At 69.9% G+C, this 15,628-nt stretch carries 18 protein-coding genes and 1 pseudogene; 10 read left to right on the top strand and 9 right to left on the bottom strand.

The window, feature by feature from the left end:
- Positions 1–275 precede the first annotated feature (275 nt).
- From M3N57_03485 to M3N57_03470, 4 genes are read left to right on the top strand one after another with little or no spacing between them, the layout of a single operon-like run.
- The gene (locus tag M3N57_03485) at positions 276–1,199 is read left to right on the top strand and encodes a nucleotidyltransferase family protein (GenBank protein ID MDP9021759.1); all 924 of its coding nucleotides are present in this window, start codon (positions 276–278) and stop codon (positions 1,197–1,199) included.
- Complete coding sequence (locus M3N57_03480) at positions 1,199–1,957, top strand: metallophosphoesterase (protein MDP9021758.1); 759 nt, start codon at positions 1,199–1,201, stop codon at positions 1,955–1,957. Before M3N57_03485 ends, M3N57_03480 begins: the two co-directional genes overlap by 1 nt.
- Before the next feature lie 4 nt (positions 1,958–1,961).
- Entirely contained in the window at positions 1,962–2,669 is a 708-nt protein-coding gene (locus tag M3N57_03475) for a nucleotidyl transferase AbiEii/AbiGii toxin family protein (protein MDP9021757.1), read from the top strand.
- A gap of 52 nt (positions 2,670–2,721) precedes the next feature.
- Positions 2,722–2,907, top strand: a complete 186-nt coding sequence (locus M3N57_03470; protein ID MDP9021756.1) for a hypothetical protein — start codon at positions 2,722–2,724, stop codon at positions 2,905–2,907.
- A gap of 16 nt (positions 2,908–2,923) precedes the next feature.
- On the opposite strand, the pseudogene M3N57_03465 reads toward M3N57_03470, so the two are convergent.
- From M3N57_03465 to M3N57_03445, 5 genes and pseudogenes are all read right to left on the bottom strand, one after another.
- Positions 2,924–3,867, bottom strand: a pseudogene (locus M3N57_03465) (ADP-ribosylglycohydrolase family protein).
- Between the two features lies 1 nt (position 3,868).
- A complete protein-coding gene (locus tag M3N57_03460; GenBank protein ID MDP9021755.1) occupies positions 3,869–4,768 on the bottom strand; it encodes a carbohydrate ABC transporter permease in 900 nt (299 codons plus the stop codon).
- Positions 4,765–5,694: a sugar ABC transporter permease gene (locus tag M3N57_03455; GenBank protein ID MDP9021754.1), complete on the bottom strand. Its 930-nt coding sequence runs from the start codon at positions 5,692–5,694 to the stop codon at positions 4,765–4,767. The genes M3N57_03460 and M3N57_03455 overlap by 4 nt, the downstream gene beginning before the upstream one ends.
- A gap of 8 nt (positions 5,695–5,702) precedes the next feature.
- Positions 5,703–6,749 carry an ABC transporter ATP-binding protein gene (locus M3N57_03450; GenBank protein MDP9021753.1) on the bottom strand — a complete coding sequence of 349 codons (1,047 nt, stop codon included), beginning with the start codon at positions 6,747–6,749 and terminating at the stop codon, positions 5,703–5,705.
- A gap of 6 nt (positions 6,750–6,755) precedes the next feature.
- On the bottom strand, positions 6,756–8,165 hold the full coding sequence (locus M3N57_03445; protein MDP9021752.1) for an extracellular solute-binding protein: 1,410 nt from the start codon (positions 8,163–8,165) through the stop codon (positions 6,756–6,758).
- Positions 8,166–8,294: 129 nt separating this feature from the next.
- On the opposite strand from M3N57_03445, the gene M3N57_03440 reads away from it, so the two are divergent.
- Entirely contained in the window at positions 8,295–9,263 is a 969-nt protein-coding gene (locus M3N57_03440; GenBank protein ID MDP9021751.1) for a quinone oxidoreductase, read from the top strand.
- Positions 9,264–9,348: 85 nt separating this feature from the next.
- On the top strand, positions 9,349–10,149 hold the full coding sequence (locus M3N57_03435) for a DUF427 domain-containing protein (protein ID MDP9021750.1): 801 nt from the start codon (positions 9,349–9,351) through the stop codon (positions 10,147–10,149).
- 18 nt (positions 10,150–10,167) lie between these two features.
- Here M3N57_03435 and M3N57_03430 read toward each other — a convergent pair whose 3' ends face one another.
- From M3N57_03430 to M3N57_03415, 4 genes are all read right to left on the bottom strand, one after another.
- Positions 10,168–10,446 carry a zf-HC2 domain-containing protein gene (locus M3N57_03430; protein ID MDP9021749.1) on the bottom strand — a complete coding sequence of 93 codons (279 nt, stop codon included), beginning with the start codon at positions 10,444–10,446 and terminating at the stop codon, positions 10,168–10,170.
- The gene (locus M3N57_03425) at positions 10,443–11,012 is read right to left on the bottom strand and encodes a sigma-70 family RNA polymerase sigma factor (protein ID MDP9021748.1); all 570 of its coding nucleotides are present in this window, start codon (positions 11,010–11,012) and stop codon (positions 10,443–10,445) included. Before M3N57_03425 ends, M3N57_03430 begins: the two co-directional genes overlap by 4 nt.
- A gap of 224 nt (positions 11,013–11,236) precedes the next feature.
- Entirely contained in the window at positions 11,237–12,286 is a 1,050-nt protein-coding gene (locus M3N57_03420; GenBank protein MDP9021747.1) for a L,D-transpeptidase/peptidoglycan binding protein, read from the bottom strand.
- Between the two features lie 251 nt (positions 12,287–12,537).
- Entirely contained in the window at positions 12,538–13,035 is a 498-nt protein-coding gene (locus M3N57_03415; protein ID MDP9021746.1) for a hypothetical protein, read from the bottom strand.
- Between the two features lie 100 nt (positions 13,036–13,135).
- On the opposite strand from M3N57_03415, the gene M3N57_03410 reads away from it, so the two are divergent.
- From M3N57_03410 to M3N57_03395, 4 genes are all read left to right on the top strand, one after another.
- Entirely contained in the window at positions 13,136–13,558 is a 423-nt protein-coding gene (locus tag M3N57_03410; GenBank protein ID MDP9021745.1) for a dual specificity protein phosphatase family protein, read from the top strand.
- 60 nt (positions 13,559–13,618) lie between these two features.
- Positions 13,619–14,254 (top strand): protein-L-isoaspartate(D-aspartate) O-methyltransferase, encoded by a 636-nt coding sequence (locus tag M3N57_03405; GenBank protein ID MDP9021744.1) that lies wholly within the window; start codon positions 13,619–13,621, stop codon positions 14,252–14,254.
- Positions 14,255–14,262: 8 nt separating this feature from the next.
- Positions 14,263–14,994: a hypothetical protein gene (locus tag M3N57_03400; GenBank protein MDP9021743.1), complete on the top strand. Its 732-nt coding sequence runs from the start codon at positions 14,263–14,265 to the stop codon at positions 14,992–14,994.
- Between the two features lie 163 nt (positions 14,995–15,157).
- Positions 15,158–15,559: a PPOX class F420-dependent oxidoreductase gene (locus tag M3N57_03395; protein ID MDP9021742.1), complete on the top strand. Its 402-nt coding sequence runs from the start codon at positions 15,158–15,160 to the stop codon at positions 15,557–15,559.
- The last annotated feature ends 69 nt before the right edge of the window (positions 15,560–15,628 follow it).

The raw sequence follows: 15,628 nt of genomic DNA, 5'->3' as shown, positions 1-15,628 counted from the left end.
GACCACAAGCCTTGGTGGGTCGCCCGCCGCGAGGGCCATCACCCGCAGGCTGAGCTGTCGCCCGGGAAGCTCTCCAGCCGCCTGGCCGACTACCAGGCACGGCAGGACCAGCGCACCCCCGCCGACGACAACTGACGGGGTTCGGCGGGCTCGGCCGGTCGCCAGGTCCGCGGCGAGACGCGCTCTCCCCTGCCGGACCGCGACCCCGACCTTCGTTCACGGGGGGTTGACGCCGCGACCGTACGGTCGTCGTGTCTTCGCAGCAGGATCGGCCGATGTCAGGCAGTCGGGACGGCGCCCCCCTGCGCAGCGTCGAGGGGGCGGACTACGACGAGCGGCGCTTCCTCGCCGTCATGCGCGAGGCGGTCGACGTCCTCGAGGCGCACGGGGTCCCGCACGTGCTGATGGGTGGGATCGCGGTCGCGGCGCTGGGCCGGCCGCGCTGGACCCACGACGTCGACGTCTTCCTGCGCCCCGACGATGCGCGACGTGCGCTCGGGGTGCTGAACGACGCCGGCTTCGCACCCGAAGAGCACGACCCGCTGTGGATCTTCAAGGCGGTCAAGGACGAGGTGCTGGTCGACCTGATCTTCCGTAGCCAGGGTGACATCTACCTCGACGGCGACATGCTGGCCCGTGCCATCACCACCACGTTCAAGGGTGAACGGATCCGTGTGCTCCCGCCCGAGGACCTGATCGTGATCAAAGCGGCCGCCCACACGGAGGACACCGCCTACCACTGGTTCGACGCGCTGGCGGTCCTGACCAACAACGAGCTCGACTGGCGCTACCTGCTGCGGCGCGCGCCGCACTCGATCCGGCGGGTGTTGAGCTTCCTGGTGTTCGCCGAGTCCAACGACGCGCCCGTCCCACGGTGGGCCGTCCTCGACCTGATGGACCGCGTGTACGGCCTGCGAGGAGAGCCGGCGCGGGTCCCCGACGGGTCCGACGGCACCCAAGAGAACGGCATCGCCGTCGAGGCACGTGAACGCCTCCGACGTGATCCGCGGACGGCTGACGTCGACGTGGAGGTGACCACGCACGGCGACACGATCATGCTGACCGGTGAGGTCGCGACCGAGGAGCGGCGCGCCCTCCTCGACGACGTCGCCGCAGAGCTCTTCCCCCACCGACGGATAGACAACCGCACCGACGTGCGACGGCTCGAAGAGCCGGTCACCGTCGAGGAGATCAGCTGATGAACGTGGCCGCCGTCGGCGACGTCCACATCGGGACTGACTCGGTCGGTCGGCTCGCCCAGCACCTGCGGGACGTCGACCAGCACGCTGACGTGCTGCTCCTCGCCGGTGATCTCAGCCGCCGCGGGCAGTTGGATGAGGCCAGGGTGGTGGTCGGCGAGCTCGCGGACGTGACGGTCCCGGTGGTGGCCGTGCTCGGCAACCACGAGTTCGAATCCGAGCTCCATGACGAGTTCCGGGCGGTGCTCGAGGACGCCGGGGTCACCGTGCTCGAAGGCGAGTCCACCGTGATCGACGTGGACGGCCAACAGCTCGGGATCGCAGGGACCGTCGGTTTCGGTGGCGGGTTCCCCGGTGCGACCTGCGCCGACTTCGGCGAGGCGGAGATGAAGCACTTCGTGGCACGCAGCCGCGACCTCGCGAGCGCGCTCGCACACCGCCTGCGCGAGCTCGCCGATGCGCGCGTGCAGACGCGGATCGCGTTGCTGCACTACGCCCCGGTCCGCGACACGCTCACCGGAGAGCACCCCGAGCTGTACCCGTTCCTCGGCAGTCACTGGCTCGCTGATGCGGCGGACCGAGGCGGTGCCGACCTCGTCTTGCACGGCCATGCCCACCACGGTGTGGAACGCGGTCTGACGCCGGGCGGTATCCCTGTGCGCAACGTGGCGCAACCGGTGATCCGCCGACCCTACGCCGTGTACCGCGTGGGGGAAGGCAGCGACGTCGACCACACCGGGCAGCTCACTGCCCGGTAGTGGCGTGGACCCTGTCAGCGCACTGCATCGACTCGTGGTCGAGGTCGCCCGCGACCCTGCGCTCGCCGATGACCTCGCGCTGCGTGGCGGCGCGGCCCTGCACCACCTGCACCTCGACCGGCCGCTGCGGCGCTGCGACGACCTGTCGTACGGGCGGACGTCGTCAACCGGGCTCGGCCCGATCCTGGAGGGCTTGCGCCTGGTCGCCGGCCGCCTCGACATGGTCATCGAGCGGCCCGAGCTCCGCGACGACGGGCTGCACGCCCGGATCGACGCGCCCGCCGAGCCGGGCACGCTGTCCGTGTCGGTCGATGCGCACGCGATCGAGCCGTGCCGACCGCACGTCCGTCGGCGCTTGCGGGTCGGGTTCGGGCCGGGGGCGACCGAGGCTGACGTTCTGACGTTCGCGCTCGATGACATCCTGGCGTTGACGCTCCGGCAGCTGTCGCAGCGCCGCGACCCGCGTGACCTGTTCGACCTGTGGGCCGGCCTCACGATCGGCGACGCCAGCGCCGGGGACGTCGCCTCCTGCTTCCGTCACTACGTCGCACCCGCGCAGGCCCCAGCCGACGAGCTGCTCGATCACCTCGAGCTGACGCTGGCCGACGAGGCGGTCCGAGACGGGTTCGTGCACCTGACCGTCCGCGCCCCGGTCGACTCGATCGACGACGCCGACGCGGTGGTGCGGGGTGTCATCTCCGCCATCCCGTAACGGGTCGTGTTCGCCGCGGCTACGGTGCGAGCATGTCGCGCGGAGGGACGTGATGGCCGAGCACCTGTTCCGCCCCGGCGACGATCTGCGCAACGGGGAGGTCTTCGTCCTGGCCAGGTGCAGCTGCGGCTGGGAAGGGGCCGCCTACCCGGAACCCGACCAGGGCTACGCCGACGCGCAGCTGGAGTTCGACGACCACCTCGAGGATGTCAAGGCCGAGGAACCGCCGGCCCTGTAGGTCTCTCCGAGCGCCTTCACGCCCAAGGCGTGAGCGCGGCCAGGCGCCCAGCCAACGTCAGCGCGTAGCTCCGTCCCCGCTCACCGTCCTCGAAGCGTCTCAGCCAAGCCGGGGGGATGGCCTGCAGGCCGCCCGCGGCGCCCAGCACGGCCCCTGCCATCGCCGCGATCGTGTCGGCGTCACCACCCAACCCCAGCGCCAGTTCGATCCCGTCTCGCAACCCGTCGGCGTGGCCGCGGCCCACAGCGCTGCGGGAACCGAGCGTTGCGCGGTCACGGTGTTGCCCAGCCGCTTGGCGACGTCGGCGAACTCCAGGTCTTCGTCGGCTGACCAGCCGTCCACCAGTTCAGCGGCCGCCTCCACGCCGGTCCGTAGCTCGTCGCTGGATGGCACCCCGGCCAGCTCAGCCAGCTCCCCGCGCCCGAAGCGGCCCCGGCCGGCGGCCAACCCCACCGCGCGCGCCTGCACCAGCGCCCCATCGATGCCCAGCGTGTGGACGTGGGTCACCGCCGCCTGGCGGCCGGCGACGGCTTCCAGGGTGTCGGGGTGGTCGGCCCACAGCACGCCGACCGGCGCGACCCGCATCGCGGCGCCGTTCCCGAACGAGCCGCTCGGGAAGATCGCGGTCGCGGCGTCCTCGACCGAGGTCCCCTTCCGCCACTCCTCGATGATCCCGTGCATGCCCGCTCCGTACCCGCGCCACGGCTGGTAGTGGGCGAGGAAGGTCGCGGCCAGCCGTTCGGGGTCGACGTGGGGCGCGTCGCACAGGTGCTCGGCCAGAGCCAACGTGAGCTGTGTGTCGTCGGTGTAGACCAGCTCCGCGTCGTCCTCCGAGCGTCGCAGCCGGTCGCGTGATGCCCGGTCAGGGGCGGGTCGGCTGCCCTCCCACCGCGCCCCGAGGGCGTCACCGGCGAACGTGCCCAGCAGCGCGCCAGCGGCGGTCTCCTCGCGGGTCGGCACGTCAGCCCTTCACCGCGCCCATCGTGAAACCGGCGATGAAGCGCTCCAGGAACAGGTTGAACACGAACGCGATCGGGACGGCGACCAGGACCGCTGCGGCTTGCAGCGATTGCCAGAAGAACACGTCACCGCGGACGAGTTCGGTGGGAACGCCAACGCTGATCGTCTTCTCCGCGGTCGGCGACACGAACGCCAGAGCGTAGATGAACTCGTGGGCGGTGAGGGTGAAGGCGAACACCACCACGGCGATGATCCCGGGGAACGCCAGGGGGATCACCGTCCGGACGAACGCCCCGACACGGCTGTAGCCGTCCACCATCGCCTGTTCCTCGACGTCACGTGGGATGGATTTGAGGAACCCGATCAGCAGCCACACCGAGACGGGGATCGTGATGGTGGGGTACACCACGACCAGCGACCAGGTCGAGTCCTGCAGCCCCAGTGCCGCGACGACGCGGGTGAGCGAGATGAACAGCAGCGTGGGTGGGATCAGGTAGACGAAGAAGATCGCGATCCCCAGCGGCCCGGCCCACGGCATGTCGAGCCGGGCGAGGCTGTAGGCGGCGGGCAGGCTGACCACGAGCGTGATCACGACCACCAGGAACCCCACCCACAGGGTGTTCCACACGAACGTGTCGAACGCGGTCCGCGACAACAGGTAGCTCACGTGCTCCAGCGTGGGTGGGTCGTTGAAGACGAACGGGTTGTTGGACTTGCGGTACAGGTCGCGGTCCTGCTTGAACATCGTCACCAGGCTCCACAGGAACGGGCCCGCGGCCAGCAGTGCTGCCAGCACCGCCGTCACGTACAGCCCGGTCCGCCCCAGTGTCCGGCGTCGACCCGCGCGGCGGCGGGCGCGCTCGACCTGCCGAGGATCGCGGATGTCGAGGACGGCCGTCACATGACCTCCATGCGGCGCACCGCCCGCAGGATCGCGATCGCCGACGCCAGCAGGAGCGGGAACAGGAACAGGGCGACCGCCGCTCCCTGGGCCAGGTCACCACCTTCGATGCCCTTGCGGAACGCCCAGCTGGCCAGCACCTCGGTGGCGTGGGTGGGACCGCCACGGGTCAGGACGAACACCACCGCGATGTCCGTGAACGTCAGGATGGCGCCGAACAGTGCCGCGACAGCGATGATGGGGAGGGTCAGCGGGAGCGTCACCTCGAACAGCTTCCGCCAGAAGCCGGCGCCGTCGATGGCCGCCGCGTCGTTGATCTCGTCGGGGATCGCCACCAGGCCCGCCATGATGATCACCGCAGCCAACGGAACGATCCGCCAGGTGTGCACGGCGATGACGGAGGCCATGGCGAGGTTCGGCTTGCCGAGCCAGAACATGTTCGACTCGATCGCGCCGGCCCAGCGCAGCACCCAGTCGATCGGGCTGAACACCGAATCGAGCATCCACAGCCACGCGATCGCCGCCAGCGACACCGGCGTGGTCCACGGCAGCAGCACCAGGAACCGCACGAACCACTTCCCGCGGAAGTCGGCCACCAGGATCATCGCCAGCGCCTTGGCGAGGACCACCACCAGCGCCATCGACACGGACGTGAAGATCAGCGTGTTCCTGAGCGACCGCCAGAACACCGGGTCGGCGAACATCGCCCGGTAGTTGTTCCAGCCCACCCAGTCGAAGCTGGGATCACCGACGGTGACGTCGCTGAAGCTGAACCCGATCGCGAGGAGGAACGGGATCGCGACCAGGGCGATGATGTAGACGACCGCTGGAAGGAGGAACAGCGGCCCCAGGACGTCCTCGCGGTCGGCGATCGAGCGTCGGGCACGTTCCCGTCCCGCCGCACGCTCCCAGGTCGCCTCGACCATGCGGTCGGTCAGGCGCGGACCGGGCGCGGCTGGGCGCGCTGGCCGCTGTCGCGGTCGAAGAACCTGAGGTCGCGCTCGTGGACCGCGAACTGGTAGGTCTGTCCGTGGTGGATCGTGGTGGTGACGGTGGCGGGCAGCCGGGCGATCACCCGGGTCTCGTCCCCGATGCCGGTCACGGTGCCGTACAGGTGCCGGTCGCCGCTGAGGTGCTCGATGCGGTGGACGTGGAACGGCATGGTGACCCGGCTGCCGGCGCCCGAGACGGCGTCGTTGGGCAGGAAGGTCTCGGGGCGGAACCCCAGCAGGTGGTCGTCACGGGCAACCAGGTTCATCGGCGGCGATCCCAGGAACGTCGCGACGAACGTGTCGGCCGGGTCGTCGTACACCGCGGTGGGCGGACCCACCTGACACAGCTTCCCCTCGTACATCACCGCGATGCGGTCGCCCAGCCCCATCGCCTCGACCTGATCGTGTGTGACGTAGATCGTGGTCGTCCCGACGCCAGCCTGGAACTGTTTGAGCTCGTCACGAGCGACCGCGCGGAGCTTCGCGTCGAGGTTGGACAGCGGCTCGTCCAGCAGGAAGACGCTCGGCTCGCGGACCAGCGCCCGCGCGAGGGCCACCCGCTGCCGCTCGCCACCGGACAGGTGACGCGGCCGGCGGTCGAGGAGGTGGGCGATGCCGAGCAGCTCCGCGGCCCACTCGGCCTTCCGGCGCCGCTCCGCCCTGTCGAGCTTCTCGGCTTTGAGCGGGAAGGTGATGTTGTCGCGGACCGTCTTGTGGGGGTACAGGGCGTAGCTCTGGAACACCATCGCGATCTGTCGGGCGCGGGGCGGGAGCCCGTTGACCACGTTCCCGCCGATCAGGACCTCGCCTTCGGTCGGCTGCTCGAGTCCCGCGATCGTGCGCAGCAGCGTCGTCTTCCCGCAACCGGACGGTCCGAGCAGGACCAGGTACTCCCCCTCGTCTGTGCGGATGTCGACCCCGTCGACGGCGTGGACGTCCCCGCCGTGGTAGTGCTTCTTGAGCTGCCGGACCTCGACGACGACTGCCATGTCCGCTCAGGCGCCTCCGCCGCCCACCAGACCTCGCTGGCGGTACTTGTCGAAGATCGGCTTGATCTGCGCCTCCGCGTCGGCGACGGCATCCGCGGGCGAGAGCTCGCCGCGGGCCGCCTTGGCCATCATGTTCGGCAGCACGAACGTGCCGAACACCTCACCGATCGCGGTGTTGGACGGGCCGGGGTGACCGATGTTCGTGCTCCAGTCCACCGCGTCCTTGAGGACCGCCAGCTTGTCGGGCGGCTGCGCCCCGAACGGGTCGTTGCTGAGCCACTCGTCGAGCTTGGGGACACGCTCGAGGAACGCCGGGAAGTCGTACAGCTTCGACTCGAAGGCGGCCCTGTGGAAGTTCGCGGTGTAGTGCAGCAGGAACTCCTTGGCGGCGTCCACGTTCTGCGCGTGCGACGGGACGATCCAGTTGTACAGCACGTGCTGCGCCGCGAGCTGCGCTGCCGGCCCCTGCAGGGCGGGGACGAAGAACACGTCGCGGGCCACCTCGGGGTTGGCGTCCTGCGCGGTGCGCCACGCCGAGATCGAGTTGAGGATGTACGACAGCTCCCCGGCGATCAGCCCCTGGTTGTTCGATGCGGCGTTCCACGCGAAGACCTCGTCGGTCATGGCTTGCTCGTACAGGTTGCGCATGAACTCCACGGCGGCGATCGTCTCGTCCGAGTTGATCACCACGTTCTCGTTCTCATCCTGCACCGAACCGCCGAACGACCACAGCAGCGCCCGGGCCGCCATGTTGGAATCGATCTCCTGCGACATCCCGATGCCGAGCTGCACGTTGAGCCTGTTCTTGATCTCCGCTCCGCCCTCACGCAGCTCGTCCCACGTCGACGGCCCGTCGGGCAGGCCGACCTGTTCCCACAAGCTCCTGCGGTAGTCGCCGGGGTCGGGCACCCACCCGGGGCTGTAGGCGTAGAACTTCTCGGTGTTGGGGTTGAAGCTGGATTTGCGGCACAGATCGAGCTGCTCGCCGAACCGGTTCACCGCCTCCTCGGTCACGTCGGTCAGGTCCACGACGCTGGGTTCAAACTGCGACAGCGGGGCGATGTACTGGATCAGGTCGTGGCCCCCACCAGCGGCGATCTCCGACGAGATCCGGGTCGGGATGTCCGCCACGTTGATGTGGTCGACGGTGACCTTGACGCCGACCTCGTTCCCCCACTCCTTGGCGAACGGATCGAACCAGTCGTCGTGCGCCGGGACGAAGTGGCTCCAAAGCAGGATCTTGAGTTCTCCTGACAGCGTCGTCGTCGGCTCGGTGTAGGTCTCGGTCGGCGTGACCGTCGGCGTCTGGCTGGCTCTCTGCTCTCCGCCGCCGCCGCACGCAGCCGCCAGCGTGGCGACCCCGACGCCCTTGATGAAACCTCGCCGCGTGATGCTGAACCCCGGATGCCCCGCCATGGCTCCTCCTTGTGGTCCCGCCTGCGACGCCGCGCGGCTCCGACCGGCGGCGAGCAACGGCACGAGCGTGTCACAACGGTAGTCCGGTCTGACGTAGCGTGGGACACTCGCAGCGAGAGGACGGTGCCGATGCAGGCTGTGACGATCCAGACGACCGGTGGTCCCGACGTTCTGGGCACCGAGGAGCTGGACACACCCGATCCCGGTCCCGGCCAGGTCCGCGTCCGGATCGAGGCCGCCGGGATCAACTTCATCGACACCTACCTCCGCAGCGGCGCGTACAGCCTGGACCTCCCGGCCGTGCTGGGCGTGGAAGCCGCGGGCGTGGTGGACGCCGTCGGCGAGGGCGTCGACGGCTTGCGCGGGGGCGACCGGGTGGCCTACACGGGGGTGCGCGGGGCGTACGCCGAGTACGCCGTGGTCCCCGCCGACCGGCTGGTCACCGTCCCAGGCGCGGTCGACGTGCGCACCGCCGCAGCCGTGATGCTGCAGGGCATGACCGCGCACTACCTGACGCACAGCACGTACGTGGTCGACGACGGCGACACGGCTTTGGTGTTGGCCGCAGCCGGAGGGGTCGGCCACCTGCTGGTGCAGCTGGCCGTCCGGCGGGGCGCGCGGGTGATCGGGACCGTGTCGACCGAGGAGAAGGAGTCCCTGGCGCGGCAGTTGGGGTGCGACGAAGTCGTGCGCTACACCGAGGTGGACCTCGTCGAGGCGGTCCGGGACCTCACCGACGGAGCCGGCGTCGACGTCGTGTACGACTCGGTCGGGCGCGACACGTTCGCCCAGAGCCTGGACTGCCTACGGCCACGCGGGTACCTGGTGCTGTTCGGCCAGTCGAGTGGGGCGGTAGAGCCGCTCGATCCCCAGGTGCTCAACAACAAGGGGTCGCTGTTCCTCACCCGTCCGAGCCTGACCCACTACGTGGCCCGCCGGGAGGAGCTCGAGTGGCGCTCCGGCGATCTCTTCGCGTGGATCGTGGGCGGTGAGCTTCACGTCCGAGTCGACCGTACCTTCCCGTTGGCCGAGGCGGCTGAGGCGCACCGCTACATCCAGGGCCGCAACACCAGGGGCAAGGTCCTGCTGGTGCCCTGACCCAGCGTCGCACCGCACGTCGTCGGGCCGTGGCGGGGCACGTGCGAGGCCACCGCGATCGTTCGACGCCGAGGAGGCCGGCCAGATGTCGCTCGCGTTCCGCACCGGTCCGTTCGGGGACCGCCCACGAGGGCTGTCCAACGCGAGCTTGCCGCGACACGTGCTGTACTTCGAGGACACGCCGAAGCGGGTCCGCGTCGTGTTCCACGGTGAGACGGTGGCCGACAGCCGCAACGTGAAGCTGCTGCACGAGACCGGACAGGTCGCCGCGTACTACTTCCCGCAGGACGACGTTCGCCATGATCTCCTGCGCGTGGCGGGCGTGCGCGAGGACACGACCCAGAAGGGGACGGCGGCTGCCTACGACGTCGTCGTCGGTGAGCGGGTGGTGAGACGAGCGGCCTGGTCCTACGCCGATCCGGCTCCGGCGGCCGCGTTCCTCGCCGGCCACGTCACGTTCCAGTGGGATCAGATGGATGCGTGGTTCGAGGAGGACGAGCAGGTGTTCCTCGAACCCCGCGACCCGTATCACCGCGTCGACGTGCTGCGCAGCTCGCGTCACGTCCGCATCGAGGTCGCCAACGAGCTCGTCGCCGAGTCGCGTCGTCCGCGGCTGGTGGTGGAGACCGGCGCCCGCCCCCGCTACTACCTCCCCGCAGACGACGTGCGCACCGATCTGATGGTCGAGAGCGACACCCGCACGCGCTGCCAGTACAAGGGGCTCGCGTCTTACTGGTCGGTTCGGGCCGGTGGCAGCCTGATCCACGACCTGGTCTGGTCCTACCGTCAGCCCCTGCACGACGGCGACCCGATCGCCGAGATGGTGTGCTTCCCCCAGGAGCACGACCGCGTCTTGGTGGAGGTCGACGGTGAGCCGGCTGCGTGAGAGACCTGTCTCGCCGCGTCAGGGCGCCCGGTGGCCCGCTAGCTCGTCGACGAAGCGCCGGAGCCGCTCGACGGCCACCTGGTCGACGGGGTCGGCGAACCGTGACAGGCGCTGCTTGAGGTCCCGGTAGGTGTCGGCCTCCATGCCGCAGCGACGGCACTGCTCCAGGTGGTCAGCGACCTCGCGCGCCGTGGTCACCGTCAGTTCATCGTCGAGGTAGCTCTGCAGGACGCGGGCGACCTGTCCGCAGTCGAGCGCGTCGTCGCGGCGGCGCCGCCGCCAGAACATCCACGTCATCGACCGCCTCCCCGCGCGTGACCCGAACCGTGCAGCTGATCGCGCATCTTCTTCCTCGCCCGATGCAACCGACTCATCACCGTCCCGGCCGGGATGCCCAGTGCATCGGCGGCCTCCCGGTACGTCAACCCATCGACATCGACCAGGACGACGACCGCGCGGTGCTTGTCGGACAGCGACCGCAGAGCGTCGGCGACCGCGGGATCGAGCGCATCGGCCAGGACGTGCTCCTCCGGGCCGGTGCGCCCGTCGGCACCGCGCGCCGGGGCCCTAGCGAGGACCTTCTCGGAGAACTCTGAGGTCACCGGGCGACGCCTGCGCAGCTGGTTCTTCCAGGTGTTGCGCAAGATGGTGAGCAGCCATGCCCGCGGATGACGACCGTCGAAGCGGTCGACGGCGCGGTAGGCACGGACCAGTGCGTCCTGCACCAGATCCTCCGCGACATGCGGATCGCGGGTCAGCCGGCGCGCCACCCGCAACATCACGTCCAGCTCCGGGACGACGTAGGCACGGAACGCGTCGTCGCGTTCGGTCGACGCCGTCGGCTCCGGGTCGATCACAGCCATCCACCGGCTGCTCGCATGGTGCGTCGCACCGCTCGTCGACCGATCGCGGGCCAGTCCGACCGGTCACGTGCCCCTGCCGCCATGGGCCGCTCCTCCTGTGGTCTCCGGAGGTGGCAACCCGGTCGCCACGCCGCACTCTTCCATGCGTCGCCCGTCTGGCGGTCGCGGCGGCCGTCACGGCGTCTCCGTCGGTGACGGACGATCTGTCGGACGGGACCCAGCGCTCAGCGGACAGAGACGATGTGGTCGCCGACGTCCACGAGGTCGAACAGTTCGATGATGTCGTCGTTGGACAGGCGAACGCAGCCGTGGGACGCATCGCGGCCGAGCGAATCGACGTTCGCGGTCCCGTGGAAACGGATGCCGGCTGCATCCCAGTTGAGCGCCCGCAGCCCGAGAGGGTTGTTGGGCCCTGGTTCGATCCGCCGTGGCAGCCCGCGACCCCAGCCGTTGGGCGCGGGGTTGGTCCAGACCGGGTTCGGGCGTTTGAGCGTCACGTGGTAGATGCCGGTCGGCGTGGGGTAGTTCCCCGTCCCGACCGCCACCACGTAGGAGCGCACGCGTCGCCCGTCGACCCACAGGTCGAGCTGGTGATCGCCCTGCCGGAGGAACAGGATGCGGCGGTACGCAGCCGTGGTCTTCTCGGGTTGCACGGCCACGGTTGCCACATCGACGCTGCTCGCCAGCCCCTCAGGGGAGCCCGCCTGGGTCACCGCTTGCATGAGACGCTCGATCGTCGCTCCCTGGTTCACGGTGCGGCCAGGCTGCTCGGGGACGATGGTGGGGCGGGTCCGGTCGTAGGCGAGTTGGGCGTCGACCGGTTCCTGGTGCAGCTCATCAGCGATCCGGGCGACCAGATCGCGAGCCTTCGCCGTCGGGTACTGCAGCGTGGCGTCGCCGGTGAACGGCACCGTGTGGCCGCGCCAGCGAACCTCGGCCAGCGTCGTCCACGACACGTTCCGTGACACGTCGACAGCGGCTTGGGCGACGTCGCGAGCCGTGGTGGTCACACCCAGTTCTCGGGGTGTCGTCTCCCACGTCCGCTCCTCGAACCGCAGCGTGATGGGGCGGTCGAGACGCGCCGCCAGGACCGCGTCGACGGCGGCCGTGGCCTCGTCGACGGTCATACCGCCCACGTCGACGCCGTTGATCACCGCACCGGGGAGTGCCCGGTTCTGCCACGTGCGGCGGTAGTCGGCCATGTCGAGGGCGACGGCGGCCGAGCCGGTCCCCAGGATCAGGACCGCGGCCGCCGCGAGCGCGGTGACGGCCACCCACCAACTGCCGCGGTCCCCGCGCTGATGCGACGTCCAGGACACCGACGACGTCATGGGTCCCCTCACATCGATGCCTGGCTGATCCGCCTTCGGGTCAGTCTCGTTCGAAGGTACGCCCTGTCAACTTCTCGGTCGTGGCTGGCGGGACCACCGACCGGACAGTGCCGTCCGTCAGATGTTGCCCTCGGCGGCGCTGATGTCGGCGAGCGCCGAGCCGGGAGCAGCGACGAGCGCCCCCGCGCCGTGCCTCAACCGGGGAAGGCGGGGGGGCGGCTCGCCGAGTGCCACAGCTCGTCGTCGACGACCTGGAGAACCAACTCGTCCAGCACTTCCGGAGCGAAGTCCAGCAGTCGCCACATCTCGATCGAGTCGCCGACCTCGCTGGTCCAGCGGGCGAGCACCTCGTCGTCATCTCGGTCGAGTTCGATGAACAACGTCCTGCGCGGTGTGCGCCGGACCGTCGTCACCTCGGTGACGAACTCCTCACCGGTCTCGCTGAACCCGGAGCGAGACACCACCGACTCCGCCGCCTCGGCCTCCAACTGGCCGAGCAACGCTCGTAGGCGCTCAACCAGCTCGGCGTGCCGCCGGGCACGGGCCTGGCTGCGGGCCTCCGCGCGGCCCGCGTCTCGCTCGGCCCGCTCCTGCTCGTCACGGAGCCGTTGCTGTTCGGCGTTCTGGCGTTCGTGTTCGAGTTCGACGTTCCGCGTGAGCCTCGCGCGTAGCGCGTCCTGGAAGTCGTCCATATGGCACTCCGTCGATCGAGATCTGGGTGTGGGTTCGCCGCCCCGGACGGCCGTCGTCGGCTGCGTTGGCGGGGCGGCTGTTGTGGGTAGCCTCCCGACCATGGATGAGCCACCGTTCGAGATCGTCCCGGGTTTGTACCAGTCCGGGACACCCCGGCAGGTCGACGCGGACGTGGTGATGAACCTACAGATGCGGCCGCCCAGCTACCTCCCCGAGCAGCCGCAGGCCGAACAGTTCATCTCGATGTGGTGGCCGATCCACGACGGCCCGATGCCGGACGCGCGGATGGTGCGGTCGCTGGCCACGTTCATCTCGCGGCTTCTCGACGAGGAGCGGAGGGTGCTGATCCACTGCGCGGCTGGGAACAACCGCTCCGGCCTGGTCGTCGCCCGCACGCTGATCGAGCGGGGGCGCTCACCGCAGGAGGCGATCGGCGCGGTGCGCAGTGCCATCCCGAGTGCGCTGTCGAACCCGGAGTTCGAGAGCTGGCTGCTGAACGAACGGCCACCCGAGCGGTCGTAGCCGGCCCCCTGCCCACTCGTCCGGTAGCGAACATCTGTTCGTAGAGGTCATACTCGCGTCGTGGCATCCTCGACCGAGCAGCTGGTTCGCGCCGCGATCGCGAGCGGTGTTCGCGACGAGCGTGTCCTGGAGGCGTTGCGGTCAGTGCCGCGGCACCACTTCGTCCCTGACGACCAGCTCCACCGCGCCTACCGCGACCGTCCACTCCCGATCGGCCACGACCAGGTGACAACCCAGCCGTCGCTGGTGGCGGCGATGGTCGAAGCGTTGCAGCTGTCGGGCTCGGAGCGGGTGTTGGAGGTCGGGACGGGCCTGGGCTACCAGGCAGCCATCCTCGGGCAGCTCGCCGCCGAGGTGTGGAGCGTCGAGCGGTTCCAGGCCCTCGCCGAGCAGGCTCGTGCGAACCTCGCCGCCGCCGGCGTCGACCACGTCGCGGTGGTCTTGGGCGACGGGACCCAGGGGCTGGCGGAGCACGCCCCGTACGACGCGATCGTGGTCGCAGCCGCCTACCCGCAGGTCCCTCCGCCTCTCGTTGAGCAGCTGCGGGTCGGCGGGACGCTGGTCCAGCCTGTCGGGCCCGGAGGCGCGGAGGATGTGACCTTGTTCGTCCGTGACCAGGACGGCTTGGTCGCGCAGCGCTCGGTGATCGGTGCCCACTTCGTTCCGTTGCATGGCCGGCACGGTTTCCCGACCTGAGGAGCACCATGGACACCTTGGAGACCGGTGACATCCACTTCCTGTACAAGCCCGTGGTCGACGAGGAGGACCCTCAGGGGCTCGTCGACGTCCAGGACTTCTTCGTCGTGTTGCACCCGCGCGGACGCGACACCTTCCGGTTGCTCGTGGTGGGACGCAAGCGTCTGCCCGAGGTCGGCGACACCGAACGGCTGTGGGGGTTCGTCAAGGAGGTGACCGACGACGCGGACGGGCTGCGCGACGCGCTTGGCCCCGCCGAGTACGACACCGCCACGGTCGGGCGACGTCATCAGCCGGGCGCTCGCCCCGCCGGTCAGGGTGTGTACGCCCTGGCGCGGCGCGGACGCGACACGTTCGTCGCCTACCAGCTGCACTCCCCCGACCAGCCCGGTGACGTGCAGGACGTCCTCCGGATCGCGCCGGAGGCGCGGTTCGTCCTGGCGGTGAAGAACCCCGACGTGGGCGCCCCGCCCGGCGCTGGCCTGCCGCCCGACGCCCGCGCGGACCTCCCCCCCGACCTACACGAACGCTTCGACGGCCGTCGGTGGCTGGCAGCCGACCCGCCGGCGTTCCTCGACCACGAGGGGGCCGAGTTCGTCCTGATCGGGGCCCGGGAGGACGTCGACGTCGATGGCACGCCGCCGCTGGACCCGGATGACGCCGACGACCTGCTGCGTCAGCTCGACCTCGACCGTGAGGAGCACCCTCCCACGCCGCTCCGTGACGGGGCGTGGGACTGAAACGGACGCGTCGCCCATCCCGCCGTCGGTCACGCGTGTCCAGATGGACATCCCCCGTCTTCGAGGGTGCACGGACGTGGGGCGCTCACGGCTGCGTCGCAGCCGCCGATCACCCACCCTGATGGTGAAGGACCACGACCACAAGGACGATCAGGAGGACGCTATGCCCGCCGATGTCATCCCATCCAGCCACCGTGATCTCCTCGACAAGGCCGGCTTCGCCCACGTCGCGTCGCTCGGCCCGGATGGCGACCCGCAGTCGCACCCGGTGTGGTACGACTTCCAGGACGGACGACTGTGCTTCAGCACGACGAAGTCGCGCCAGAAGTTCCGCAACGTCAACCGCCATCCGCGGGTCGCGGTCTCCATCCTCGATCCTGATAATCCCTACCGCTACCTCGAGGTCCGCGGCGAGGTCGTCGCGATCGACGACGACCCCGAGAAGAAGTTCATCGACTTCCTCGCAGGCAAGTACCTGGGGGAGGACGAGTACCCCAACAAGCAGCCGGACGCCGAGCGGGTGACCATCAGGATCGAGCCTGAGCACGCCGCCACCATGGGCTGACCCGTGGGCCGGCTGAGTCCGCAGTAGAACCGGTACCCACACAAAGATCACCGAGCACGACAGAGGGCG

It is taken from the genome of Actinomycetota bacterium (genome assembly GCA_030776725.1).
Lineage (GTDB): Bacteria > Actinomycetota > Nitriliruptoria > Nitriliruptorales > JAHWKO01 > JAHWKW01.
This window is presented reverse-complemented; position numbering and strand designations above follow the sequence as displayed.